This window comes from Scytonema hofmannii PCC 7110 (genome assembly GCF_000346485.2).
Classification (GTDB): Bacteria; Cyanobacteriota; Cyanobacteriia; order Cyanobacteriales; family Nostocaceae; genus Scytonema; species Scytonema hofmannii.
In genome coordinates, this window is the sequence record NZ_KQ976354.1 from 1,070,559 (window position 1) to 1,094,652 (window position 24,094).

At 42.2% G+C, this 24,094-nt stretch carries 22 protein-coding genes, 1 tRNA gene and 2 pseudogenes; 10 read left to right on the forward strand and 15 right to left on the reverse strand.

Going from position 1 to position 24,094, the window contains the following annotated elements:
* Positions 1–49 precede the first annotated feature (49 nt).
* From WA1_RS04630 to WA1_RS04665, 8 genes are all read right to left on the reverse strand, one after another.
* Positions 50–123, reverse strand: a tRNA-Gly gene (locus WA1_RS04630).
* A 31-nt stretch (positions 124–154) separates the two neighbouring features.
* Positions 155–3,052, reverse strand: coding sequence for an excinuclease ABC subunit UvrA (gene uvrA / locus WA1_RS04635; protein ID WP_017743220.1), 2,898 nt, complete (start codon positions 3,050–3,052; stop codon positions 155–157).
* Between the two features lie 227 nt (positions 3,053–3,279).
* Positions 3,280–3,723 carry a PIN domain-containing protein gene (locus WA1_RS04640; protein WP_017743219.1) on the reverse strand — a complete coding sequence of 148 codons (444 nt, stop codon included), beginning with the start codon at positions 3,721–3,723 and terminating at the stop codon, positions 3,280–3,282.
* Entirely contained in the window at positions 3,723–4,043 is a 321-nt protein-coding gene (locus WA1_RS04645; RefSeq protein ID WP_017743218.1) for a hypothetical protein, read from the reverse strand. Before WA1_RS04645 ends, WA1_RS04640 begins: the two co-directional genes overlap by 1 nt.
* A gap of 111 nt (positions 4,044–4,154) precedes the next feature.
* Positions 4,155–5,060: an alpha/beta fold hydrolase gene (locus WA1_RS04650; protein ID WP_017743217.1), complete on the reverse strand. Its 906-nt coding sequence runs from the start codon at positions 5,058–5,060 to the stop codon at positions 4,155–4,157.
* A gap of 46 nt (positions 5,061–5,106) precedes the next feature.
* Entirely contained in the window at positions 5,107–6,141 is a 1,035-nt protein-coding gene (locus tag WA1_RS04655) for a heme-dependent oxidative N-demethylase family protein (protein WP_017743216.1), read from the reverse strand.
* The gene (locus WA1_RS04660) at positions 6,142–10,023 is read right to left on the reverse strand and encodes an ATP-binding protein (protein ID WP_017743215.1); all 3,882 of its coding nucleotides are present in this window, start codon (positions 10,021–10,023) and stop codon (positions 6,142–6,144) included.
* Positions 10,024–10,256: 233 nt separating this feature from the next.
* Positions 10,257–10,889 carry a GNAT family N-acetyltransferase gene (locus WA1_RS04665; protein WP_017743214.1) on the reverse strand — a complete coding sequence of 211 codons (633 nt, stop codon included), beginning with the start codon at positions 10,887–10,889 and terminating at the stop codon, positions 10,257–10,259.
* A 242-nt stretch (positions 10,890–11,131) separates the two neighbouring features.
* Between WA1_RS04665 and WA1_RS04670 the strand changes: the two genes are divergently transcribed.
* The 3 genes from WA1_RS04670 (at position 11,132) to WA1_RS04680 (ending at position 13,942) form a co-directional block, all read left to right on the forward strand.
* Positions 11,132–12,286 carry an iron-containing alcohol dehydrogenase gene (locus WA1_RS04670; protein WP_017743213.1) on the forward strand — a complete coding sequence of 385 codons (1,155 nt, stop codon included), beginning with the start codon at positions 11,132–11,134 and terminating at the stop codon, positions 12,284–12,286.
* A gap of 55 nt (positions 12,287–12,341) precedes the next feature.
* Positions 12,342–12,959: a Uma2 family endonuclease gene (locus WA1_RS04675; RefSeq protein WP_026134630.1), complete on the forward strand. Its 618-nt coding sequence runs from the start codon at positions 12,342–12,344 to the stop codon at positions 12,957–12,959.
* A gap of 77 nt (positions 12,960–13,036) precedes the next feature.
* Positions 13,037–13,942 carry an NAD-dependent epimerase/dehydratase family protein gene (locus tag WA1_RS04680; RefSeq protein WP_017743211.1) on the forward strand — a complete coding sequence of 302 codons (906 nt, stop codon included), beginning with the start codon at positions 13,037–13,039 and terminating at the stop codon, positions 13,940–13,942.
* A gap of 104 nt (positions 13,943–14,046) precedes the next feature.
* On the opposite strand, the gene WA1_RS04685 is transcribed toward WA1_RS04680, so the two are convergent.
* Entirely contained in the window at positions 14,047–14,841 is a 795-nt protein-coding gene (locus tag WA1_RS04685) for an endonuclease/exonuclease/phosphatase family protein (RefSeq protein ID WP_017743210.1), read from the reverse strand.
* 198 nt (positions 14,842–15,039) lie between these two features.
* On the opposite strand from WA1_RS04685, the gene WA1_RS04690 reads away from it, so the two are divergent.
* From WA1_RS04690 to trmFO, 4 genes are all read left to right on the forward strand, one after another.
* The gene (locus WA1_RS04690; RefSeq protein WP_017743209.1) at positions 15,040–15,633 is read left to right on the forward strand and encodes a TetR/AcrR family transcriptional regulator; all 594 of its coding nucleotides are present in this window, start codon (positions 15,040–15,042) and stop codon (positions 15,631–15,633) included.
* A gap of 72 nt (positions 15,634–15,705) precedes the next feature.
* Positions 15,706–16,509, forward strand: coding sequence for a 3-methyl-2-oxobutanoate hydroxymethyltransferase (gene panB / locus WA1_RS04695; protein ID WP_026134629.1), 804 nt, complete (start codon positions 15,706–15,708; stop codon positions 16,507–16,509).
* A gap of 110 nt (positions 16,510–16,619) precedes the next feature.
* Positions 16,620–17,300: a glutathione S-transferase family protein gene (locus WA1_RS04700; protein WP_017743207.1), complete on the forward strand. Its 681-nt coding sequence runs from the start codon at positions 16,620–16,622 to the stop codon at positions 17,298–17,300.
* Positions 17,301–17,361: 61 nt separating this feature from the next.
* Entirely contained in the window at positions 17,362–18,675 is a 1,314-nt protein-coding gene (gene trmFO / locus WA1_RS04705) for an FADH(2)-oxidizing methylenetetrahydrofolate--tRNA-(uracil(54)-C(5))-methyltransferase TrmFO (protein ID WP_017743206.1), read from the forward strand.
* Positions 18,676–18,707: 32 nt separating this feature from the next.
* Here trmFO and WA1_RS04710 read toward each other — a convergent pair whose 3' ends face one another.
* Positions 18,708–19,028 carry a hypothetical protein gene (locus WA1_RS04710; protein WP_017743205.1) on the reverse strand — a complete coding sequence of 107 codons (321 nt, stop codon included), beginning with the start codon at positions 19,026–19,028 and terminating at the stop codon, positions 18,708–18,710.
* Between the two features lie 301 nt (positions 19,029–19,329).
* Between WA1_RS04710 and WA1_RS04715 the strand changes: the two are divergent.
* Positions 19,330–19,665, forward strand: a pseudogene (locus WA1_RS04715) (DNA-binding protein); the annotation flags it as partial.
* On the opposite strand, the pseudogene WA1_RS59380 reads toward WA1_RS04715, so the two are convergent.
* Positions 19,661–20,458, reverse strand: a pseudogene (locus tag WA1_RS59380) (IS4 family transposase); the annotation flags it as partial. The pseudogenes WA1_RS04715 and WA1_RS59380 sit on opposite strands and share 5 nt — an antisense overlap.
* 190 nt (positions 20,459–20,648) lie before the next feature.
* Between WA1_RS59380 and WA1_RS56605 the strand changes: the two are divergent.
* Positions 20,649–20,801 carry a hypothetical protein gene (locus WA1_RS56605; RefSeq protein ID WP_017743202.1) on the forward strand — a complete coding sequence of 51 codons (153 nt, stop codon included), beginning with the start codon at positions 20,649–20,651 and terminating at the stop codon, positions 20,799–20,801.
* Positions 20,802–20,851: 50 nt separating this feature from the next.
* Here the strand turns inward: WA1_RS56605 and WA1_RS56610 are convergent, their stop codons facing one another.
* The 4 genes from WA1_RS56610 to WA1_RS04735 form a co-directional block, all read right to left on the reverse strand.
* Positions 20,852–21,025, reverse strand: coding sequence for a hypothetical protein (locus tag WA1_RS56610; RefSeq protein ID WP_017743201.1), 174 nt, complete (start codon positions 21,023–21,025; stop codon positions 20,852–20,854).
* A 29-nt stretch (positions 21,026–21,054) separates the two neighbouring features.
* Positions 21,055–21,600, reverse strand: coding sequence for a GNAT family N-acetyltransferase (locus WA1_RS04725; protein ID WP_017743200.1), 546 nt, complete (start codon positions 21,598–21,600; stop codon positions 21,055–21,057).
* Positions 21,601–21,672: 72 nt separating this feature from the next.
* Positions 21,673–22,692: a CHAT domain-containing protein gene (locus WA1_RS04730; protein WP_017743199.1), complete on the reverse strand. Its 1,020-nt coding sequence runs from the start codon at positions 22,690–22,692 to the stop codon at positions 21,673–21,675.
* Between the two features lie 153 nt (positions 22,693–22,845).
* Positions 22,846–23,583, reverse strand: coding sequence for a pentapeptide repeat-containing protein (locus WA1_RS04735; protein WP_158516595.1), 738 nt, complete (start codon positions 23,581–23,583; stop codon positions 22,846–22,848).
* A gap of 100 nt (positions 23,584–23,683) precedes the next feature.
* On the opposite strand from WA1_RS04735, the gene WA1_RS04740 reads away from it, so the two are divergent.
* Positions 23,684–24,091, forward strand: coding sequence for a glycine-rich domain-containing protein (locus tag WA1_RS04740; RefSeq protein ID WP_419183608.1), 408 nt, complete (start codon positions 23,684–23,686; stop codon positions 24,089–24,091).
* The last annotated feature ends 3 nt before the right edge of the window (positions 24,092–24,094 follow it).

The following is a 24,094-nucleotide window of genomic DNA, read 5'->3' on the forward strand; positions in this document are numbered from 1 at the left end:
TAATTATTTCTTTCTGTACTTCACAGAAGTGGAAATTGCTATATTAAGGTGGAGATTGGGAGGAATCGAACCTCCAGTCTTGAGTTTGGAGAACTCCTGCTCTTCCATTAAGCTACAACCTCCACAAACCAGTGTACTGCCTTCTGGTCACTGCTCACTGGTCACTGCTCACTGTCAACACCTGCTTCAAATATTGTCCGGTATATGACTTTGTATTCTCCGCCACTTCTTCTGGTGTCCCCACAGCAATCACTTCTCCTCCTTTATCACCGCCTTCCGGTCCTAAATCTATCAGCCAATCCGCACAACGTATCACATCTAAATTGTGTTCAATGACTAAAACTGAATTGCCTTTATCTACTAAACGTTGCAAAACATCTAACAATTTATGAACATCATAAAAAGATAAACCTGTCGTTGGTTCATCTATTAAATAAAGTGTTTTACCCGTAGCACGACGTGATAGTTCTGTTGCTAATTTCACCCTCTGTGCTTCACCACCAGATAAAGTTGTTGCAGGTTGTCCTAGTTGAATATATCCCAATCCAACATCAACTAAAGTTTGCAATTTATTCACAGCTTTGGGAATGTTTGTAAAAAATTCTAAAGCTTCCTCTACTGTCATATTAAGAACATCAGAAATAGATTTATCTTTGTACTTCACTTGTAAAGTTTCACGGTTATATCTTGCGCCTTTACAAACTTCACACTGTACATAAACATCGGGCAAAAAGTTCATTTCAATGACATTGACACCTTGTCCGCTACAAGCTTCACAACGCCCCCCTTTAACATTGAAAGAAAATTGTCCGGGTTTATATCCCCTGGTTTTTGCTTCAATTGTTTCTGAAAAAACGTCTCGAATAATATCAAAAACGCCCGTGTATGTTGCTGGGTTAGAACGGGGTGTTCTCCCAATTGGTGATTGGTCAATAACTATGGCTTTGTCAATGGTATCTAATCCCTGAATGCCATCTATCTCTTTAGGAAAAGGCACTTTCCGCGTCAGTTGATGTTGCAGCGCCGGGTAGAGTAATTCGTTAATAAGGGTAGATTTTCCAGAACCAGAAACACCAGTGACAGAAACAAGTTTTCCTAACGGTATTTCTACATTAATGTTTCTTAAATTGTTGCGATAGGCATTTTTAATAACCAAACTTCGCCCGTTTCCTTCCCTACGTATTGCGGGAGTTGCGATCGCTCTGCGTCCTGATAAATAAGCCCCTGTCAGAGATTCTTCCGAGTTTAGCAATGCCTGCAAATCGCCTTGAGCAACGATTCTACCCCCATTAACCCCAGCAGCCGGACCAATATCAACAACATGGTCAGCCGCACGAATGGTTTCTTCATCATGCTCCACGACAATCAAGGTATTACCCAAATCCCGTAACCTAATTAAAGTTCGCAACAATCGTCCATTATCTCGTTGATGCAAACCAATACTGGGTTCATCCAAAACATACAAAACCCCAGTCAACCCAGAACCAATTTGAGTTGCAAGACGAATTCGCTGTGCTTCTCCACCCGAAAGTGTCATTGCAGGACGGTCAAGAGTGAGGTAATCTAAACCTACATCCAGCAAAAATTGCAATCTCGCTTTAACTTCTCTCAAAACCAAATCGGCAATTTGTAACTGGCGCTGACTCAATTGTAATTGGTCAACCTTTTTCCGAGACTCCCGAATAGAAACCCCCGTGAAATCTGTAATCCGGTACTGTCCCAACCGCACCGCCAACGCCTCCGGTTTCAATCGCTTCCCCTCGCACACCGGACATCGCTGATCGACTAAATACTGTTCTAACTTTTGCTTAATTAACTCCGAACCCCCCTCATATTGCTTCTGTAAAATCGGCAAAACTCCTTTATATCCATCCCTCTGCTTCCTCTGCGTCTCTGCGGTTTTTTCCTCTCCATTCAGAATTATCTCCCTTTGTTCCTCAGTCAACACACTCCAAGATGTCTGCAACTCAAAACCGTGTTCTTGTCCTAACTTATACAACAACTCCAAATAATAAGTATTTTCCTTTTCCGACCAAGGAGCAATAGCAGAATACACTGGTGCTTCAGGGTCAGGAACAACCAGCTCAGCCGAAAATCTTCTTAAACTGCCAATCCCGTGACAGTGAGGACACGCACCATAAGGAGAGTTAAACGAAAACAAGCGCGGTGATAATTCATCCATCACCGCCCCGTGTTCCGGACAGGCGAAGTTTTCTGAAAATACTAATTCTTGGTCATTTGTCTTTGGTTGTTGTTCATCACTCTTGTCAGATGAAGGACTAATGACAACGACTGCAATTCCATTAGATTGACGCAAACAGGTAGAAAGCGAATCAAACAAACGCTCCTGCAAACCAGGTTTTTTAACTAATCGGTCAATAACAACTTCTACGGTGTGAATAACATTTTTATCTAATTCAATGGCATCAGAAAGTTCTCGGACTTCGCCATCTACCCGAACGCGGACAAAACCTTGGGATGCTAAACTTGATAGTAGCTTGCTATGTGTCCCTTTTTTGCCCCGAACAACAGGCGCAAGAATTTGAAAGCGAGTGCGATCTGGTAGTTCCATAATCCGATCGCACATCTCATCTATGGTTTGGGGGGCAATACAGCGATCGCATAGGGGACAGTGAGGTTCACCTGCGCGTCCAAACAGAAGTCGCAAATAATCGTAAATTTCCGTCACCGTTCCTACAGTAGAACGGGGGTTATGAGATGTTGACTTTTGGTCGATAGAAATAGCTGGGCTTAATCCCTCAATCGCCTCAACATCAGGTTTATCTACCTGTCCCAAGAATTGCCGTGCATAAGCGCTAAGGGATTCCACATAGCGGCGCTGTCCTTCTGCAAAGATAGTGTCGAATGCCAAGGAAGATTTGCCAGAACCAGAAACGCCAGTAAAGACAATCAAGCGATCGCGAGGCAATTCCAGATCGATATTTTTCAGGTTGTGCTGTCTAGCACCCCGAATGCGGATAGTGTTTTGGCTGTTTGGGTTTGTGTGAGGAAGTTGCCCATTTAAGGATAGCGATCGCTGGGTGTCTAACATATGAACGGGGTGAGAGAAACAGCTCTAGTGCGAAACAGTTCTTAATATTATCATTGTCTCCAGTAACATGATAGAACAATCGTACTGCATTGGCAGTGACCAGTGACCAGCGATCGGTTAATGTGCCACGTCAGATATTTTTGATCTACGTAACCGAGGCAACGAGTTATACAACGTTCTTCACAGACTTCAACACCTCAGTAAAATATGTATCCAATTGTTGTAAATCAAAGCCAAGATTCCACCGAAAAGGTTATCACCTGTTGAATTCGCAAAAAGTCACTATCTTTTGAAACGACAGTTAAATTATTCTGCAAGGCAATAGCAGCTATCCAAATATCATTTTCATCAAAACCTAAATCAACAATTTTAGTTTTTCGCTGCTTGTTTTTATCTTTGGGTGCAAATTTCTTGAATAAATCTGCTTTAATTTTACCGTAAATTGTTGCTGTTTCTTCTGTTATATGATAAATCCGAATATCTTCTAAAAATTCTGCTAACCTAGCCAGATTGGTTTCCTGGCGTTGAGATTTTTCCATCATGAATGTCAGTTCACCCTGGACAATTACGCAAGTGGCAAGGTTATTTTCTCCAACTTCTCTGACACTACGGATAACATTTGGTTCACCTAAAATAATGGCACTACAATGATTTGTATCTAGTAAATACATTATTCAAATGGGTTTTCGTCATCAAATTTAGCTTTACCACGGGTAGCATATACTGATTGAAGGCATTCCTCAAAGTCATCACCTTCCCAAGTACCAGCATGCCGTAGGATGGAACGTCCGGAAGCAGGACGGTATGTAAGCTGCTCTTTATCGCCAGCAGTTTCTGTAGAATCAGTTACAGGGATAAATTCTTGCTGGACTGGTTCCAACTTGTTTTTTGTATAGTTAACCGTCAGAGACCGAATCAAATCGAGTGCTTCTGATACTAACTCTGGTGGTAAAGTTTCTATTTCTTGGATTAATAATTCTTTGCTGGTCATCTTTTACTTTTAATCATTCTCCTTTTATTATAATGAAACTGGAGAACAGCACTCAAGAGAAGCTCGACTTCTTTAACAAGTCAAGCTTCTCTTGAGAAGCGCATGAATCGTTCAATAGCTACAATAATTTTTCAATGAGAGCCAATTTATAATGTGTTGATTGACGACATCTGGCACTTCATCATGAGGACAATGACCGGCACCAGGAATGGGAACAATTTTGATATCTTTACCATTGTCCCGTGCTTGTTCGTAAAGTTTTGCACCAGTAATTGGAGTCCAAGGGTCTTCAGCACCCCAAATCACCAACAAGGGACGTTCAACAGTGGGTAATAATTCTGCTGGAGAGGGACCGGGAGGTGCTGTGAGGATCGCGGCAAAAACTTGTTGTGCTCCTAGATCGCAGGAAGGTGTATAAAGTAGGTCTACCAGTTCATCGGTGACGGCTTCTCGAGCGCGGTAAACCTGATATAGAGTGCGGCGAATTTGAGCTTTCTGACGAATGCGATTGAAAACGAACGCCCCTGTAATTGGGGAACTCACAAATCTGTTGAAAGCTGCCATGACAATGCGTAGCGGTGGATTCAGTTCGTGGGGACGATGACTTAAACCGCCTGCACTGTTAATTAAAACGCCACCTGCAGCGATTTCTGGATGTTTTGTCACAGCGATCAAACCGATCAGTGCGCCAATGGAATTGCCTATAAATACTGCAGGTTCTTGTATGTGTACTGTCCAAAAATCTTTGAGGAGTTCTACCCAAACTTCTACAGCGTACTTTAACGGTGGTTTATCAGAACCGCCAAACCCTAACAAGTCGATAGCAAAGACTTGGTAACCTGCGGCTGCTAATACAGGGATGTTTTTTCGCCAATGTCCAATAGATGCGCCAAAGCCATGAATGAGTACGAGGGGCTTTCCTGTTCCCATGACGGTATACTGGATTTTGTGGCCCTGCCAAGTCCAAAAGTATTTTTCAAAGGTGCTTTGTGGTATTTGTTGTGGAGTGACTGTCATTATTAAGATTCGTAAAGTATTTTTCTATATCTTAATATTTTTTAACCTAATCTTTTTCTAACCAAGCTAAAATACTGTCCCTACTCTCTGCTAAACCTTTATAAATTAATGACTCTGGTGTCATCGATTGAAGGGCGGCAAATAATTTCAACCGCAAGCTTGTATCTTTTTTGACAGCATTACAATCCCTAAAATAGGTGCGGATGGTAAACAGTACTGCGTTATGTTCTGGTAGACCCCAAATGACTTGTCGTTCTATTCGCAGGAATAATTTGGGGTTGTCCGGGTTAAAACTTCTACCATACCACTCCTCTGGTGATACACTTGGAGGTGGTTCGGGATGGTGATTGAGGCGAGTATCAGTACTCAAACCCCAAGCAAAGCGTACCATTGGTTCGTGAAGAATCATTGTGTTAACGATCGCACTCGCCCGTCGGTTAATTGTCTCGATTCCTGCTACGGGTTCATGAATCTTGGCAAAATCCTTGCCAATTTTCTCCTCAGCTGACCAATGATTGGGGTAGCACAAATGAACAGCACTCAACCAGTTACTACCGTCAGCACTATGGCTCATCACGGTTAAGTCTTCCTGCACTTGGGTGGCTAAAGCATCCAGGGTGGAAGCATAGGGAGGAAAAACGGGTTGACCTTGAGTTTGAACTTGTTGCAACCGCCATTTTTCATCTATGTAAAGAGTTTCTCCAGTGAGTTGGTTGTGGAAGGATAAACCATCACTTGTTGGCTGACAGCAGAAGTATTGGGGATATTCTTGAGAGAGACGCTCAATAATGAGACAAGCGATCGCATCTGCTACAGCATCAGAATAATTATAGGTTTGGTAATATTTGCTTAATTGTTCGGCACGAGATAGAAGCTTAACATGATGGTAGTGAGCAAAGTTGCCATCAAATTGAAAGACCCGTTTGTCAGCCTCACCGTTGCCTAAAGATTTGCCCAGAGGAATAAAACCAGGTTTGACCTCATACCGCCCGTTTTCCAGGGGAAAGTACCAAGCACTGTTTTCAGATGCTTCCACGGTTTTGGCTTCTAGAAATAAATTTGGTGGAGGCAATTGTATCATTTATTTAAAGCCTGTAATCAGTGACGCGATCGCTCTTACCAATGCTTCTGGTTCCACAGGTTTAGGAATATGCTTCTGGAATCCCGATTTAAGAGCTTGTTGCTGGTCATATTCCCCAGCATAGGCGGTGAGGGCGATCGCCGGAACCAATCCACCTTGTTCGGGAGATCGACTGCGAATTTCTCGCATCAGCATATAGCCATCGGTTTTTGGCATTCCAATATCACTAATGAGGATATCGGGTGGTTGGCGATTGAACAGCATCAGTGCTTCAGCCGCAGAAGCAGCAGCAGTCACTTGCGCCCCCTGTTGTGCTAGAATGATTTGCACCAAATCTCGCATATCTTCATCGTCATCCACTACTATAATTTGTAGCTGGCTAAAATCAACAGATTGAAAAGTGTTTGTCATTTCCTGGTCTGACTCGGCTGTAACAGTCATCAGGGGTAGCCGGACTGTGAATGTCGCTCCTTGCCCTTCCCCAAGGCTCTCTGCATGAACTGTACCTCCATGCAGTTCTGTCAAATGACGAACAATTGCCAAACCTAAACCCAGTCCACCAAACTTGCGAGTGGTTTTACCATCTTCTTGTCGGAAGTAGTCAAAGACATAGGGTAGAAAATCAGGACTGATACCCTTTCCGGTATCCTTTACCAGGATTTGGGCATAAGTACCGATTTGATTTAAGCAAACTTCGACACTTCCTTCATCTGGTGTGAACTTAACAGCATTGGACAGTAAATTCCAGACAATTTGCTGCAATCGAGCCGAATCTCCTGCAACTTGACGCTTATCAAGGGTCAAAGCGGTTTGAATTTGAATGTGTTTCGCCTCTGCAGCCAATTGCACTGTCTCCAGTGCGGATTCAACTACAGTCACTAAGTTGACAGGGCAAATGTTCAACAACATTTTGCCACGTAAAATTCGAGACACATCCAGCAAATCTTCAATCAGTTGGGTTTGCAGTTTGGCATTGCGTTCGATTGTTTCTACCGCACGGCGACTTGCTTGTGGATCTAATTTGCCTCCCTGGAGCAGCTTAGACCAACCTAGAATCGGATTGAGGGGCGATCGCAACTCATGGGACAAGATTGCCAAAAATTCATCTTTTATCCGGTTTGCTCGTTCGGCTTCGCCCCGCGCTGCTTGTTCCCGTTGCAACAACCGTTCCCGCTCGGCTTCTGATTGTTTGCGATCGCTAATATCGGTAACAAAAACCGTCAGCGCATCAGCAGAAGGGTAAACACGGTACTCAAACCAACGGTTCCAGGTAGGATAAAAGTACTCAAACTGGGCTGGTGTTTGCTTAGTCATGGCTCGGTAGAATTGGACATATAATTCAGTGTCTACAACATCTGAAAACACATCCCAAATACTGCGACCTAACAATGTTTCTCGCGATTTCCCCATCATCTTGCACAGTTGGGTGTTAACGTAGGTGTAACACCAGTGACGATCCAGTACCAAAAAACTATCGCTGATACTAGAGAGAATGGTTTCGACATTTTGCTTTGCTGCCTCTGCTTCTAGCCGCAGTCTTTGCTCCCTTTGCTGTGCTTCTTGTCGCAGTTGAGCGAGCTTCAAACTTGCTTCCACTCGTGCCAGCAATTCACGAGCCGAAAAGGGTTTGATCAAATAATCATCTGCTCCTGCTTCCAGCCCCTCTACACGAGCTTCTTCCCCAGCACGGGCAGAAAGCAAAACTATCGGAATGTCTCTGGTTTTTGGTGCTGCCCGTAGTTCCCTTAATAGTCCGAAACCATCTAAGCGAGGCATCATCACATCCGTTAAGACGAGATTGGGGATTTGTTGTTGAATAACAGCTAACGCCGCCATGCCATCTGGGGCAGTCTCTACGTTATACCCCTGGCTTAACAACAACCGCTTTACATAGCTTCGCATATCGGTGTTGTCATCTACAAGGAGAATTTTGGATTTTGGATTTTGGATTTTGGATTTTGGATTGTCCGTTTTCCAGTTAGATTCAGGATGGTTAGATATTATACCTGAACCCTCCCATTGAAAATTCACGGGCGATCTCAAATCCTCATCAGGTAGCCAGCGCAAGGCTTCTTCTAAGTAAGGGGCAACACCTAATGCCGTTGAAGCGACGGTTTGTCTTGACTGAATTCGATCTGATGGTAGATGAGCCGTTCCGGAGGGAACAGTTACGGTGAAAGTTGTACCCTCTCCCTCAGTACTTTCAACCTGTACCTGCCCCCCATGTAGCCGTATCAACTCTTGCACTAGTGCCAAACCGATTCCAGAACCTTCCTGAGTTCGTCCCCGCGATCCTTCAATACGGTAAAACCGTTCAAACAAGCGAGGTAATTCCGTTTTTGGAATGCCAATCCCGGTATCACGCACGGTTAATTCAATCTGGTTGTGTACTTTACGGAGCGTGAGTGAGATTGCGCCTGAAAAGGTGAATTTAAACGCATTCGAGAGTAGGTTGAGGATAATCTTTTCCCACATCTGTCGATCCACGTACACGGGTTCAGACAGAGGTTCACACGCGACGATAAACTGTAATCCTGCTTGCTCGATCGCGGAACGAAACACACTTGCCAACTCTGCTGTAAATGCTCCTAAATCGGTTGGTTCATAAACCGCCTGTACCCGTCCGGCTTCGATCCGTGAAAAATCGAGTAGGGTATTGACCAGTTTCAGTAAACGCAAAGAGTTACGATGGACGAGTTCAAGTTGCTGCCGTTGCTTATAGGGAATTGCACTGTCTGCTGCTAGCACCTCTTCTAATGGACTTAACATCAGCGTCAGGGGGGTGCGAAATTCGTGAGAGATGTTACTGAAAAACGTGGTTTTAGCGCGATCGAGTTCTGCCAAGGCTTCTGCCCGTTTGCGTTCTTCTTCGTAGGCGCGAGTACTGGCGATCGCATTAGCAATATGTCCCGCCGTCATTTCTAAGAAATTATAGTGAGCTTTATCCAATGCTTGATAGGGATTCACTCCGAGCGCCAGTATGCCTACTACCATTGAGTCCTGGGTTGAAGCGCGAATCGGCAAAACCATTGCTTGCTGAAGGGGAATTTGCGATCGTCCTATCGGAAATTTTCCCCACTGTTGCGCTAGATTCTCTAATAATGAAGGTTGACCGCTTTGAACAACTGAAGCGAACGATTGCGTAAAGGGATTGTCATGCAGTGTTAGGTCTAACTCAACAGGCGCAATGAGCGGATGAATATTGAATGGAGTTTGTTTTTGTAAAACTGCTTGTGTCCCCTCAGAATCCAGCTGATAAATTAAGGCAAGGGGAATGTCGGCTGAATTTTCTGAGAGAGTTTGCATCGCCATTTTATAGGCTTGCTCAACGGTTTTAGACTGTCCGGTCTGAGCCGCTAAATTCCGTAACGTAGCTAATCGACGTTCCCCTATCACTCGCCGTGTTGTTTCCGCAACTGCGGTGAAAGCTCCCCCAACTTCTCCTGTTTCCAAAAAGATAGGGCTGTAAGAGTAAGTGAAATAAGCTTCCTCGGTATAGCCATACCGATTCACCAATAATAACTGGTCATCAGACCAAGTGGCTTTACCTGTCCTTAGAACGCTACGAAGTTGCGTCCCAACGATGTCCCAGATCTCTGACCAAACTTCTTGTCCGGGTTTGCCTAATGCTTCTGGGTGCTTGTTACCCAGAATAGGTTGCCACGCATCATTATAAAGTAGGGTCAACTCTTCGCCCCACCAAATCACCATTGGAAATCGAGAGTTAAGGCAAATATTAACGGCAATCTTCAAACTCTGTGACCAATGCTCAACAGAACCGAGAGGCGTTTGCGACCAGTCGTGCGATCGCATCAACGACCCCATCTCGCCGCCATCGACGAAAACCTCTTCAGCGATTGTCCCTAACTGCCCTGCACTCATGATTTTGGCTTATCTTCCCAGGAATATTTTGTTTGCAATGCATTCCCCCTCATTCATCAGAAAACTTTTCTTGCCATAGGTCCACCGCTTGCCCCAGTTCTCGAACAAGTTTGCCGATATCGAGTTGTTTGACTCTCCGTCTCTTTAATTTTAATAAGAGATATTTCAGCCGACAAGCTTTAGGAGTTTGACCTATTTAATCTTGACTAGTCACAGATTAATGTCTATCTATCCTAAGATAGAGGTTTAATTTTGTAATCATCTGCTTGTGAAAAGGATATTTGTTGAAACTCATTTTTATTTAAAGCATAAAAAGCTATTTTTCGGTCTGATGGTTGCAGGTTTGGTAGCTGACTTTCTGTGAAAGCAAACTCTTTTTCTAACTTTAATCCTACTTTTTCCATAACCCGAGTAGATGCTTTGTTTACTGTCAATGCCCATGCCACAATTCTTTGAACGTCCCATTCCATAAAACCCTTATTGATCAATGCTTTTGAGGCTTCAGTGGCATATCCTTTTCCCCAAGTGGATTGGCACAATCGGTAACCCAACGCAATTTCATTGCTGTTAACTATTTGTAACTCCAAGGCAAATTGATGTTCAACAGCAGGATAGAAGTGAAACCACCCAATAAACTCATTGCTTGATTTTTCTACAGTCGCCCAAAATCCAAAGCGATCGTATTTCTGATAGTATCCTAAAAATCTAGGCAACACTTGTTCTTTAATAATGTTGTATTCTGTTGGCTTTCCCCCGTTAATAAAACGCATAACTTTGGGATCGCTATCGAGTTGAAAAAGGTTTTCAGCATCTTCTGCTGTAAAGGAACGCAAAATCAATCTTTCTGTTTCTAAAAAGACTTTCATGACTATCTCAGGCACAAAGATATAGCTAAAGCAAAGTTGTAGGCACATAGAATTCGCTACTACACAAACAAAGCCCGCCTGCGCGGACTACGAAAAACCCAAGTTTTCAAACCCACGTAGGTGGGTTTCGCCTGTATAGTCGCGATTTCTAATCGCCAAGGTAACAGAGAGTTAATTCTATTACAATAGAAGTGTCACAAGCGAATGTCTTAGTCTTATAACTTTCCACTCTAAGGTGCTGAATGGATAACTTTAGCTTCTACAATCCCGTAAACATCTTATTTGGCAAAGGTCAAATCGCCAGTATTACAGCCGAAATTCCTGCAAATGCCAAAGTTCTTGTCACTTATGGAGGAGGTAGTATCAAGACGAATGGTGTTTACGACCAGGTCGTGTCTGCGTTAGCTGGACGACAGGTGATGGAGTTTGGCGGTATTGAACCTAATCCCCGTCTGGAAACACTGATGAAAGCGGTGGAACTGGTGCGAACTGAGGGGATTGACTTTTTACTTGCTGTTGGTGGCGGCTCTGTTATTGATGGTACAAAATTTATCGCTGCGGCTGTTCCCTTTACGGGCGATCCCTGGGATATTCTGGCAAAAACAGCACCTGTGAAAGATGCTTTACCTTTGGGTGTTGTACTGACGATACCTGCAACTGGTTCGGAAATGAATACATTTTCAGTAGTGACCAAATGGGAAACTAAGGATAAATTAGTTTTTAGCAGCCCCTTGGTGTATCCCCGGTTCTCGGTTCTCGATCCAGAAACAACTTTCTCTCTACCTCAAAAGCAAATTAGTAATGGTATCGTTGATGCTTTTACTCATGTCATGGAACAGTATTTGACTTATCCTGCTCATGCACCTTTACAAGATCGAATGGCGGAGTCCATCTTAAAAACGCTGATTGAAATAGGACCAAAAACTCTGGCAAATCCTAAGGACTATGATGCACGAGCCATTTTTATGTGGTGCGCTACTATGGCTCTCAATGGGCTGATTGGTGTAGGAGTCCCGCAGGATTGGTCTACCCATAATATAGGTCACGAATTAACTGCTTTACACGGATTAGACCACGCTCAAACTTTGGCGATTGTGCTACCCAGTACCATGTCAGTTAGGCGCAGTAGCAAATGGCAGAAGCTGTTACAATATGCCGAACGAGTTTGGGGTATTGTGAATGGTACTGAGGAAGAACGGGTCAATGAAGCGATCTCTTCAACTCGCAACTTCTTTGAATCTGTAGGTGTACGGACTCGTCTCTCAGACTATGGTATCGGACGCGAAACCATTCCGGTAATTGTTGAGCGTTTGGAGAAACGGGGACAAGTTGCTTTGGGCGAACAACAGGATGTCAATCCTCAAGTTGTTGAAGAGATTCTGCAACTTTGTGCTTAGAATTTATCATCAATGATTTAGGATTGCTATGGTGGCAATCGAGAACGTTGAACCTATGACCCAAGCTCAAACTAAACAAGTAACCTTTGAAGAATTTGCCGCTTGGCGTCCAGAAAACGGACGTTATGAACTACACAATGGGGTCATTGTTGAAATGGCGCAACCTTTAGGGGGACATGAAAAAGTTACGGGATTTTTAGCTCGTAAGATAACCGTAGCGTTTGATAAATTAGATCTCCCTTATTTTATTCCTAGAAAAGTATTAGTAAAACCATCTGAAAATGAATCGGGTTATGAGCCAGATGTGCTAGTAATCAACGAAAAAAATCTTGTAAATGAACCGCTTTGGGGAAAAACATCAACTGTAATGTATGGGGCGTCAATTCCGTTGATTGTAGAAGTTGTATCAACCAACTGGGATGATGACTACTACATGAAGCAGGGAAAATATGAAAATATGGGGATTCCTGAATACTGGATTGCTGACTATCTGGGATTGGGTGCAAAAAAGTTTACGGGGAATCCAAAACGACCTACTTTCTCAGTTTATCAGTTGATAGATGATGAGTATCAAGTAAGGCGGTTTCAAGGCAATGACCGTATAGTTTCTCCAACTTTCACTGAGCTTAATATCACCGCACAGCAAGTTTTTGATGCAGCCAATGCTGATTGATGTGAATATAGTTGAAGGGCGGAGTATATCTTAAAAATGCTGCTAAAGAAAGCTGAGTTTTATCGGAGGGGAGTTGGATGATTTTGGTCACCGGCGCAACAGGTATGTTGGGAAGTTTTGTTGTACGAGAACTACAACAACGCGGACAGCACATTCGCATACTAGCTCGAACGAACTCAGAACCTGCCATACAAAAGACAAATGTTGACGTAGTTCTTGGCGATCTTGCTAACACTGATAGTCTTTGCCGTGCTGCACATCAAGTAACAGGCATTATTCATATAGCTTGTACATTCACACATCCTGAAGTAGATATTGCTGCAATGGAAACGTTACTCAAATGTTGGGAGCGAGGAGCGTTTGTATTTATAAGTAGTGTAGATGTGTATGGTTATGCTCAATGGATTCCGATCGCTGAGAATCATCCATTAAATACGACTTATTCATCCTACAGCTATGGCAAAGTGTCCTGCGAAACGTTATTAGAAGAAGCAGCCCGAAAGAGAAAGCGCAGTGACTTTAGTATCCTTCGACCACCACATATTTGGGGTCCAGATCCGCGTTGTCTTACAAAAAAAGGTTTATGGACAACGAATATCTACGAAAAAGTATATAGGAGTGAAGATATCATCTTGCCTGGGGAGACTCAGGACGAATGGTCACAGTTTGGTGATGCTTGGGTAGATGCGCGAGAACTAGCTTGGGCATCAGTTGAATGTTTGAAGAAGCCACTAGGACTGGCAGCTAATGTTATCAACAACAATTTTACGTGGCATGACTTCTGCACTGAATTAATTCACATTACTAGAAGCCGCAGTGCTATTAGGCATAGTAACTCTGGAAGTAGTTTTTTCGCGCAATACTGGAAATACAGTGGTGAAAGATTACAACAACACTTAAACTTTAACCCCATCTACAGGTGGCAGGATACTCTTGCAGAGATGGTTACTCTAACTGGTTCTTTTCAAAATAATTCTCAATGAATTTACGCTCGGTGTTTATTGACAACCGTTAGCTTGAACTTCAATGTACTGCTCTAGTTCTCTTTGGGCAATGGTCTGCTCGTCAATCTTGCGATAGCAAACAGCTAACTGCCTGATATTTCTACAACAGCAGCAATGCCAAAGTGGTCAGAGGGGTATAAAGTAGGGCTATGGGGTGCAGGTTGATTAAGAATAATATATGCATCTTGCACGCGGATGTGCTGGTTAACAAAGATGTAATCTAGTGTGCCGCGCCAAGGACGTAAAGTACGGTTGGATATCCAATCCCTTATCATTAGGCGCAGTGCTTTTTTCCATGTACGGCGAGCCAGCGGTGTAGGACAGGTGTACTCTGGTTCATGACCGTGATGTGCAGCATAAGCTGAGAAGAAGTGCGATCGCATCAGTGTAATGGCACTCGTTTCGGGTGTGCCGTTGAAATCACCGACTGCTACAATCGGCATCCCTTCTGGCAGATGACTTAACCAGTCAAGCAGCAACTGTACTTGCTTATCCCGCTCTGGATGCGAGCCAGGATACCAGTAATAGTGTCCATTGCAAAACACCAATGGCTGGTTGTCTATGACAACTTGAACGTACTGAGCAACACGTCCTTGACTTTGTAAATCGAGTACTTCTTGCAAGACAAATGGATGGCGACTCAGAATTGCAATTGTATGAGTCCTTTCGAGCGAACCTAATTTTTGCTCTTGCACTAACTGCACGTAAGGCATACCAAGCTGCTGTGCAAGCTCACCCGCTGTATTTTCTGGTAGCTTAACTTCTTGTAAAGCAATTAGGTCAGCTTGCTCTGGTGCCAGTCCATCGACTAACAGACTCTTTCGCTGCTCCCACTCTTCTAGATCGTACAAAATATTAATTGTGACTAATTTAACCATATTGTAGTTCCATCGCCAATCTGTCTTTAACTATGCCAGACTCAATGTCTACAATGTAACATCCCCTTCAGGATCGCCACTTAAAACTTGAGACAACTTTATAGCGATGCAGTTCATAAAATTTCTCGTAACCATTGCTTGACTTAGGACAACTTAATCGGTTTAAATAAAAAAGACCAAGTGGTCGGAAACAGCAAAATGTCCAAAGGCGAAGAAACTAAAGAGAAAATTCTCCAACAAGCAGCTGAACTGTTTAATCAACAGGGTTATGCTGGTGCGTCTATTGCGGATATCATGCGTGTCACGGGATTGCAGAAAGGAGGCATATATAATCATTTTCAAAGCAAAGACGATCTCGCATTACAAGCGTTTGATTTTGCGATCGCTCAATTTAAAGAGCGTTACAGAACTATACTGCGTAGCAAGCATCATGCTGTGGATAGATTGCGAGCGATCGTAGATATTTTTCGCAGCAATATAGATAACCCAATTATCAAGGGAGGGTGTCCCATACTGAACACAGCGATTGAGAGTGACGACACGCACCCTGCTTTGCGAGAACGTACTAGACAAGCAATGGACTCTTGGCGGGAAATGGTATCTCAAATTATCCAAAAGGGGATCGAAAGGGGTGAAATTCGTCCGACGGTTAACATTGATGAAATAGCTACCATCATGATTTCTTCACTTGAGGGTGCTGTGATGATGAGCAAGCTATACGGAGATCTGATTTATATAGAAAGAGTCACTCAGCATTTAAACGAGTATATAAAGAGCCACTTGCAAATCTAGAGCAATTAAACTGTATTTAAGATTACTCTTCTATAAAAACAGACCTATTGGTCGGAAATGGTCAAGGTTCCCATGAAAAAAGACTCATCTTACTTGCTGGCGAAAAAGCGGAATCATCAAAAAATTGTAGCCCTGACAGCGTATGATTATCCCACAGCGCTGTTGGAAGATAGGGCTGGAGTTGATGTCATTTTTGTTGGTGACAGCGTAGGCACAAATATACTTGGGTATGATAGCGAACAAGAGGTTACGGTAGATGATATTGCCCATCATCTTAAAGCTGTTCGACGAGGAGTATCCCAAGCGTATATTCTTGGTGATTTGCCCTATAATTCCTATGAAACTCCTGAACAAGCACTCGATAATGCCAAAAAACTTTTAGCACATGGAGCAGATATTGTTAAATTAGAAGGTGTTCGAGAAAAAGTCATCAAGCATCTGATCGAACATGATATAAAAGTTTGCGGTCATCTTGGTTTACTGCCACAAACTCAACCGCAGAAGAGGGTACAAGGAAAAAGTTTTGAACAAGCGAATGCAATTATTGAAGGTGCGATCGCGCTGGAAAAAATTGGTATATCAATGCTTGTTTTGGAACTGATTCCTGAAGAACTCGGTCAAATCGTGACTGAAAAACTAAGTATCCCCACCATTGGAATTGGTTCTGGTAGGTTTACGGATGGGCAAGTTCTTATTGTGAACGACATATTAGGAATAACACCCCGCAAGCTAAAACTGGCAAAACAATATCAGGATTATCAAACTTTGACGGCTCAAGTCATACAACAATACAAAGAAGATGTCGAACAAAGTTTATTTCCAGCAGAGGAAAATGTTTGGCATATGGCAGAGGAAGAATTAAAACATTTCCGTTAATGCCTAGTTTGCGAGAACCATAAGTGTTTGATACAACGAAATATCTTCGTATGTCAAATAAAAGACCGAATGGTCTGATTAAAGTGTAACATTATTAGGAGGAATTTTTCATGCTTGAGTTTTACTACAATCCTCGATCCCCAATGGCGCGTCGTGTATGGATAACTTTACTAGAAAAAGACATTCCTTTTGAGCCTATTTTGCTAAACTTGAATGGCGACCAAATGGCAACAGAGTTTTTAGCAATTAACCCTTTTCATCACGTTCCCGTCATCATTGATAATGGGTTTCAGGTTATAGAATCTTTAGCAATTATGGATTATTTAGAAGCTAAATATCCAACACCTGCAATGTTGCCTAAAGAAGCCCAAGCATTGGCTACAGTAAGAACAGTACAAATGGTAACTAATAATGAGCTTTTACCTCAGCTAATTACACTAATGTACGAAGATGCAAGCTCTCCTAAATTTGTGCAGGCGAAGGAACACGTAAATAAAGTTTTCAACTTTTTGACAGAAATTTTAGGAGAGAATTCTTATTTTGGAAGCGATCGCTTAACCTTAGGAGATATCGTTGTAGGAGGAGCCATATCTTTATTGGTGAAGTCTGGTGAAAATCTTAACGATTACCCCAAGTTAAATGACTGGTTTGAAGGCTTAATGCAACGAGAAGCATGGAGCAAAACAGAATTGAGCCGGGAAGAGTTTGAGCAATTTAAGCGGGTTCTCAACATACTCCGCAAGCGCAAGTGGAGCCAAGCCAGATCCCAGATTGTTACAGCCGTTACCTAATATACCATGTATACTTGATATAGGTGTGATAAACTCCGCCAATTGTTGTCGTTTAATGAGTATGGAAAAACAACCGATTCAAGTTATTGGAGGTGGACTAGCTGGGACAGAAGCAGCGTGGCAAATAGCCCAAGCTGGGATACCTGTCATTCTGTGGGAAATGCGTCCAAAACAATTGAGTGGTGCTCATCATACGGAACATTTGGCAGAATTGGTATGTAGCAATTCATTTGGGGCAATGGCAAGCGATCGCGCAACGGGTCTGTTGCATGAAGAGTTGCGCCAACTTGGTTCTATCGTAATATCAAAAGCCGATGAACACGCAGTCCCTGCAGGTGGAGCGCTTGCTGTAGATAGGGGACAATTTAGCTTTGATTTAACAGAAACCCTAGCTCGCCATCCCTTGATTGAACTGCGTCGGGAAGAATTACGTGCTATACCGGAGGACATTGTTGTTTTAGCAACAGGTCCTTTAACCAGCCCAGACTTGGCAGAAGATTTGCACCGCTTCACCGGGATGGAATACCTCAGCTTTTTTGATGCTGCCAGTCCGATTATTGTGGGAGAATCGATTAATCGCGATATTGCTTTTCTTGCCTCTCGTTACGACAAGGGTGAAGCCGCATATCTCAACTGTCCGATGAATAAAGAGCAGTACTTGCGGTTTTGGCAAGAACTTTGTGCCGCCGAACAAGTGGAATTAAAAGATTTTGAGAGGGAAACCGCAAAATTTTTTGAAGGTTGTTTGCCAATTGAAGAAATGGCAAGACGGGGAGAAGATACCATGCGTTATGGTCCCTTGAAACCCGTAGGGTTGTCAGACAGTCGCACTGGAGAACGTCCCTATGCCGTGGTACAGTTGCGGCAAGAAGACAAAGCCGGACAGCTTTGGAATATGGTAGGATTTCAAACTAATTTGCGATGGGGTGAGCAAAAACGTGTTTTTCGGTTGATTCCCAGTTTGGAAAATGCAGAGTTTGTACGGTTGGGAGTGATGCACCGCAACACTTTTATTAATGCTCCCCAGTTGATGCTCCCTAATTTGCAATTTAAACAGCGCCCGACTTTGTTCGCTGCGGGACAGCTCATTGGAACTGAAGGTTATACCGCAGCTGCTGCAGGTGGCTGGTTGGCGGGAACCAATGCAGCTCGCGTTGCTTTGGGTAAAGAACCTTTGACTTTACCCAATACAACAATGATGGGGTCGCTGTTTGAATTTATTAGTTCGGCTTCACCCAAGCATTTCCAGCCAATGCCACCTAACTTTGGTATACTGCCAGACCTGGGAGAGAAAATTAAAAATAAACAGGAGCGTTACGGGCGTTACCGCGATCGCTCTCTGGCTGATATCCAAAAATTCGCAATTCATAACTAGTCACTTAATAATTACGAATTACGAATTACGAATTATTTTGAGGCTTTCTTTTGATCTTGGATTGTCTCATCTTTGGTAGTGGCAATTCCATGAATGCCTATCGCTGCGATCACTGCACCAATAAATCCCCAAGTTCCATTGGATAGTGCGTTTATGCGGTGAACTAGATTGCGATGATAGGCAATATCCAACTGTCTTTCATTGTTTCTTCCTTCCCTAACCAACCTTTCTACGTACCTTTCGGTTCTTTGCATGGCTAGATAATCAAGATTGAAAGAGTAAAGTGATGAACCCGTAACCAACACACCAGGAATCACCAGAGTAATTAAGAGAATTGCTCTGCCTAAGCTCATAAAACCTCATCAGGCGACATTTCTGACTCAATGCTGACATGAGTAGCTTTTTGTGATAGTATCTGGCGAACAAATTAGAAATGATGGGTTATGTTGAAAAATTTAGACAATTGACCGAGTGTGGTAGGAAAACATAACATTATTTTGTTCTAATGTGGTAGCTGTGCGTTCGCTCCAATTTATGACCTTGGAATTCCCAATCCTGCTTGTCACTCAAGAAGCTTATGCAGCATCCTCAAATGAAACAATCCATTCTTGAAATAAACTTTCACAGGCTACTTACCTTGAGGGAAACATTACCTTGAAAACACCAAAAACACTGTTTTTAGCTTGGCAAGACCCCTTTAGCCGCTTTTGGTTCCCCATTGGTCGCTTAACATTTGATGGGGGTATCTATCAACTTGTCTATACTCAAGGTGTAAAAGAAGCTGAAGAGAAATGTGCTTTTAAGCCTTTGTCTTCGTTTCCGCGCTTAGATAAAATTTATACATCAACTTATTTATTTCCAGTGTTTGCGAATCGGTTAATGTCGCGATCGCGTCCTGATTATTCAAGTTTTATTGAATGGCTGAATATTCTCAACGATGAAAAAGACCCAATTGCAATTTTAGCTCGTAGTGGTGGGGAACGAGAAACATTTCTTCAATATTAAAGCGTTTTTTATAGGACTTAATAGCTGATTCTAGAGAATCTAGATTGGTCAGGATAAACCATCCTTCTTCTGGCGCTATTCCTAAATATTTTCGTTTCCATTTACAGGCTATTTTAAATCCCTCCAACTTCAGAGATTTTGTTATCTTCATTCCTTGTAAGTAGAAAGAAACTCCTGGCTTTAAACCTAAATCATCTAACTCTTGCCAAATCCCATCTCCCCGTTCAATAAATGTATCTTTTTTTAAACGTAAACAAAAATAAACTTTCTGCTCCTGTAGCCAGTTTCCGAGTTTTACCGAACAAAATTATCTATCCCCTAAAACCACAGTTTTATAATTTTGAAAAAGTGACAAGACTTTTAGTAAAGCTGCTTTTTGTTCTTCCAAATTACTGTTTCCTAACTTAGGTAAGAGTTCAAAATATATCGGAATCCCTCTTTTATTCCAAATCAAGCTAATCATTAATAGATTCACTTTTCCCCAAGTTGTCCGGTCAATTGCTAGATAAATAACTTGATAGCTTTGTAGCTGTGTTTCTAGCCACAAGGTCAGAATCGGAAACCAAATTTTTTCAATCCTTAAACAAGGCAAAGACAAGAATCTTTGAATTTTCTTTCTTCTACTCTCAAATAAAATCGGAAATGGGAGTGCTGTTGCTAGGGTTTCTAGACTTACCTTTTTAATCGATTGTAACAAGCTAATTAAGAGTTGAAGCAATAAATATTCAGCAAGACCCAGTTGACTCTTCAAGTGGCTCTGGTATAATTCTGGTAACATTTTCATTTGATAGGTCTTGTTGACATAAGTAGACCTATCTTTTTTTACCACAAAACGCTACACTCTTTGCTGAATAAGATTTTTAGGCTGTATTGTCGCCCCGTCAGAACGATTAGACACTCAATTAAACGAAGAAGTTTGCACGAAGTCAGCTATTTTTATAGATGCAGATACTGATACACCTTACCGCTTGCATTTTTTTGAAGTTCAGGTAGCCGGACAGCAACGCCAAGGTAAGGATGTCGTTATCAAAGCCCAACTATATGCTGTTAAAGGAACAGCTATTAAGAACCTTGTTTATGCTCTCCGGTTCCAGAGCGAAAAAATTGTGAATTTGCGGTGATTGAATATTGGTGTCATAGCCAACAGCTAATAGCTATTAGCCATTAGCTATTAGCCATTATTCTTAGCCTTGTGCTTCCTGGCTTTAGCCCTTGCTAACAGTGTATCAATCTTCTGCTTTTGCTCATCAGGTGTCCCAAGTCTACCAGTTGAGCAGTTCTGTTCGAGTTCTAAAAGTCGTTCTTGTTTTTTGATGATTTCCTCATCAGTTAATTGTTGAGTCATATCAAATCCCGCTCTTACTTACTACAACTCTACTTCCTTCCAGTTTGCCTAAACCGTCTTTGCTCCTCCAAAAACCTTCCAGCCGCTTCTGGAGTTAGCTCCCAGTCTCCTTCATTGGTTTCTACAAAGCCAATATTTGCATAAAATTGTCTAGCTCGTGGAATAGCATACAGTTTCAAGCGACCTCCAAAACCTAAGTCTCTGCTTTCCTTAGTTAGCTCTTCTATCATCGAAGTACCAGCACCCTTTAGACTTTCCGGCTGATTTCGCAAGATATTCCAAGGTGCTGTTGCCATGAAGTCAACTTCTAGGTAATCTCTTTCTTGCCGAATAATGGCTGCTGCTTGTAACCTACCCTCTTTATCTCGCACACCTCTAAAAGTTTCTGGATCTATCACCACATTTTCGGCAATATCGGCAATAATTGCTAGATTATCACCAAACTGCGTACCATACACACGCTCTATTTGATTATCGAAAAATTCGTTCACATAATCATCAGCCTTGTCCTCCCAATAAGCAATGTCTTGCTGAACTTGTGCATCTGCTCCTCTAACGACATCAAACTCGTTCACTCCTTCCTCCCTTGTCAGTGGTTTCCGCCTCTCAAATGCTGAGATCTCTCACAGTGTCCTGCATGACATCTCTTATTTAAAATCTTGTAGTTCTTGCCAGAATGGGGGAATTTGTGATGGATTCTGAAAAATCACGGGTAGCCAAGTTGCACATGGAAATCTATTTTCCCAGTGCTGTAACTGTTCGCGTGCATTACGTACTGATTGATAAAGTGAATTTCCACTTACAAATGCTTTCAAGAAGTTTGTTAAGAACTCTTGGGCAACTTCATCTGGCACAAACTCGCGCATGACAATCATCTGTGGAATCTGTAAGTTGGCTAAATTGAACGCTAATCCTAAACCATCACAAGAGTTAAAAATCGCTAGCTTTAAACCATTTTCAATTGTCTTTTCCAGAGCATATTTTAGATCGGAAATGGTCAAATTATCAGTTTTATTTATGCATAAATAACCGATTTTGGTATCCGTACTGCTTAAACTATGACCGGCAAAATAGAGAACATCCCAAGTTTGGTTCCAAAGTTCCTCCTGAATCTCCTGTCGCGTTGGCTCTATTAAATATTTAATTTCTGTGTTATCAGTCAATTGTTCTAGCAAAACTTTGTCTTTTTGAATATTGATTCCACAGCTATCACCCAGAATTGCTAAGATTGTGACTTGAGATTTAGAAGATATAGAATGTTGAATTTTGTTACGATCGCGCGCTCGATAGACTGTGTTACTCATTGCAACTTCAGCTTTTGAATAGCGCTCACAAAAATCCCAGAGATGCCAAGGTAGGCGACGAAGTAACTCATTTTCTGTTTGCAAGATTATCCGAATTGAATCGACTGGATTTAGTTCTACGAGCATTTGCTCTTTGACAGGGCGAAACTCCTCGGAATTGAGCCATAAATTGAAATGTTTTTTCAGACTCTGGGCCATTTCACAGCATTCCGTATAAAAATGACTATTGCTAAAATTAGTAATTTGCGTTTCTGGAACGTCCAAGCGAAAGGCAGCATTGACGCTTTTGCGATAAGCTAATTGCCACTTATTGTAACACTCTGGAATATACAAATCTGGAGGTAGCTTACCCTTACACTCCACTGTTGGGTGTTTTTTTTCTTCTCCAATCTGGAGCGTGACTGGAAAACCAGTGTTAAAGTCTCCTTCACCTAACTTGATAATAACAACTTTGCTCTTAATTTTGATACCATGGAGTGGGTTGAAAATTGAGTCAAGAAGCTTATATAATTTCTCCTAATCTTGACGCTCTCTGGCTGTTTCTTCCTCTTTACTATCCAATAAAGCTCGATATTTATCTTCTATAGTTGTTTTGAGAGCAATCTCATAATTTTGAAAAAAGCTAGTATGAATTTTCTCTTTGTCAGTTGTAGGTGGCACATGAACTTTAACAAGAACTATATCATCTCCTTTCCGTTCAATACCTTTGATATCTAACTTTATTCCTTCATTTTCAATATATAATTGCTGCCATGAGTAAATAAAGGCTTCTTTATTAATACTGTTATGAAAAATCAGATCGACAGTATTGATAACTTCTTGAAATAGTTTCTCGAAATCTCCAGGGGCAAATTTGCCACTACTCGGATAACGTTCTTGTTCGTTCTCCTTCAAATAAACATAATCGCATAAGGATTCTTCAAGTAATGTGGTATCATCTATAGTCCATGACTCTATACAAGCAGCTGTAAGCTTCGCTTCACAAAATACTGTACTTAGGGCTAAGGTTTTTGACAAGTTTGCACGTTGTAGATTGGCTTTTACAAAAGTGGCACGGCTCAAGTCGGCTTGAGTAAAATTAGCATTGATAAGCGTTGCTCCAGCAAAAGTTGCATAACTTAAGTTCGCTTTTGTAAAATTTGCATTCACAAGTTCTGCTTCAGCAAGATTTGCACCTTGAAAATTTAATCCCATAAAAGATTCATAATTGCCTTTTCCAGAAACCAGTACTCCCCGTACTTGTGAGTTGCTCAAAATAGTCCCATCCACCTTAGCCCACTCCAGCTTACAAGCTTGAGACCAACGAGTGCGAGTGATATTAGCCCTTTGAAAATTGGCACTTTTCAGTTCTGCTCTGGTAAAGTCAGCTTCTGTTAAATTTGCATCACGAAAGTTCGTTCCTCCAATACCAGCAAAAGCGATCGCTCGCTACAAAATGTTTCTGCATTTAATCTACCTCTACCCTAATAGTACAATTGTCCCTACCTGCGAAATCGATATTGTCTGGCATTACCACATCTTGGACACTCGCAAATACGCCTGGGATTGCGAGTGGTTATTTGGTTACTTTGTGCATCACAACCCCAACTTAAATTCTAGGAGTGAGATAGACCAACGAGCTTTAGAAAGAGCAATTTCTGACACCAAAACATTGTTGGCAGAACATTTTGGCGTACTCTTAATTGAGGAAGTCCAAAAATCTCAAAGTTTTGTCCTCCCTAACAATAAATTACAGCAAGCAAGTGCTTGTGCAGACCTGTAACCA

Excerpts from the sequence above, each read along its gene's own strand:
- trmFO (WP_017743206.1), top strand. The coding sequence starts at position 17,362 with ATGGAAAAACAACCGATTCAAGTTATTGGAGGTGGACTAGCTGGGACA.
- WA1_RS04675 (WP_026134630.1), top strand. The coding sequence starts at position 12,342 with ATGACCCAAGCTCAAACTAAACAAGTAACCTTTGAAGAATTTGCCGCT.
- WA1_RS04665 (WP_017743214.1), bottom strand. The coding sequence starts at position 10,889 with ATGAAAGTCTTTTTAGAAACAGAAAGATTGATTTTGCGTTCCTTTACA.
- uvrA (WP_017743220.1), bottom strand. The coding sequence starts at position 3,052 with ATGTTAGACACCCAGCGATCGCTATCCTTAAATGGGCAACTTCCTCAC.
- WA1_RS04655 (WP_017743216.1), bottom strand. The coding sequence starts at position 6,141 with ATGATACAATTGCCTCCACCAAATTTATTTCTAGAAGCCAAAACCGTG.
- WA1_RS56610 (WP_017743201.1), bottom strand. The coding sequence starts at position 21,025 with ATGACTCAACAATTAACTGATGAGGAAATCATCAAAAAACAAGAACGA.
- WA1_RS04660 (WP_017743215.1), bottom strand. The coding sequence starts at position 10,023 with ATGAGTGCAGGGCAGTTAGGGACAATCGCTGAAGAGGTTTTCGTCGAT.
- WA1_RS04645 (WP_017743218.1), bottom strand. The coding sequence starts at position 4,043 with ATGACCAGCAAAGAATTATTAATCCAAGAAATAGAAACTTTACCACCA.
- panB (WP_026134629.1), top strand. The coding sequence starts at position 15,706 with ATGAAAAAAGACTCATCTTACTTGCTGGCGAAAAAGCGGAATCATCAA.
- WA1_RS04650 (WP_017743217.1), bottom strand. The coding sequence starts at position 5,060 with ATGACAGTCACTCCACAACAAATACCACAAAGCACCTTTGAAAAATAC.
- WA1_RS04700 (WP_017743207.1), top strand. The coding sequence starts at position 16,620 with ATGCTTGAGTTTTACTACAATCCTCGATCCCCAATGGCGCGTCGTGTA.
- WA1_RS04640 (WP_017743219.1), bottom strand. The coding sequence starts at position 3,723 with ATGTATTTACTAGATACAAATCATTGTAGTGCCATTATTTTAGGTGAA.
- WA1_RS04670 (WP_017743213.1), top strand. The coding sequence starts at position 11,132 with ATGGATAACTTTAGCTTCTACAATCCCGTAAACATCTTATTTGGCAAA.
- WA1_RS04680 (WP_017743211.1), top strand. The coding sequence starts at position 13,037 with ATGATTTTGGTCACCGGCGCAACAGGTATGTTGGGAAGTTTTGTTGTA.
- WA1_RS04690 (WP_017743209.1), top strand. The coding sequence starts at position 15,040 with ATGTCCAAAGGCGAAGAAACTAAAGAGAAAATTCTCCAACAAGCAGCT.
- WA1_RS04710 (WP_017743205.1), bottom strand. The coding sequence starts at position 19,028 with ATGAGCTTAGGCAGAGCAATTCTCTTAATTACTCTGGTGATTCCTGGT.
- WA1_RS04685 (WP_017743210.1), bottom strand. The coding sequence starts at position 14,841 with ATGGTTAAATTAGTCACAATTAATATTTTGTACGATCTAGAAGAGTGG.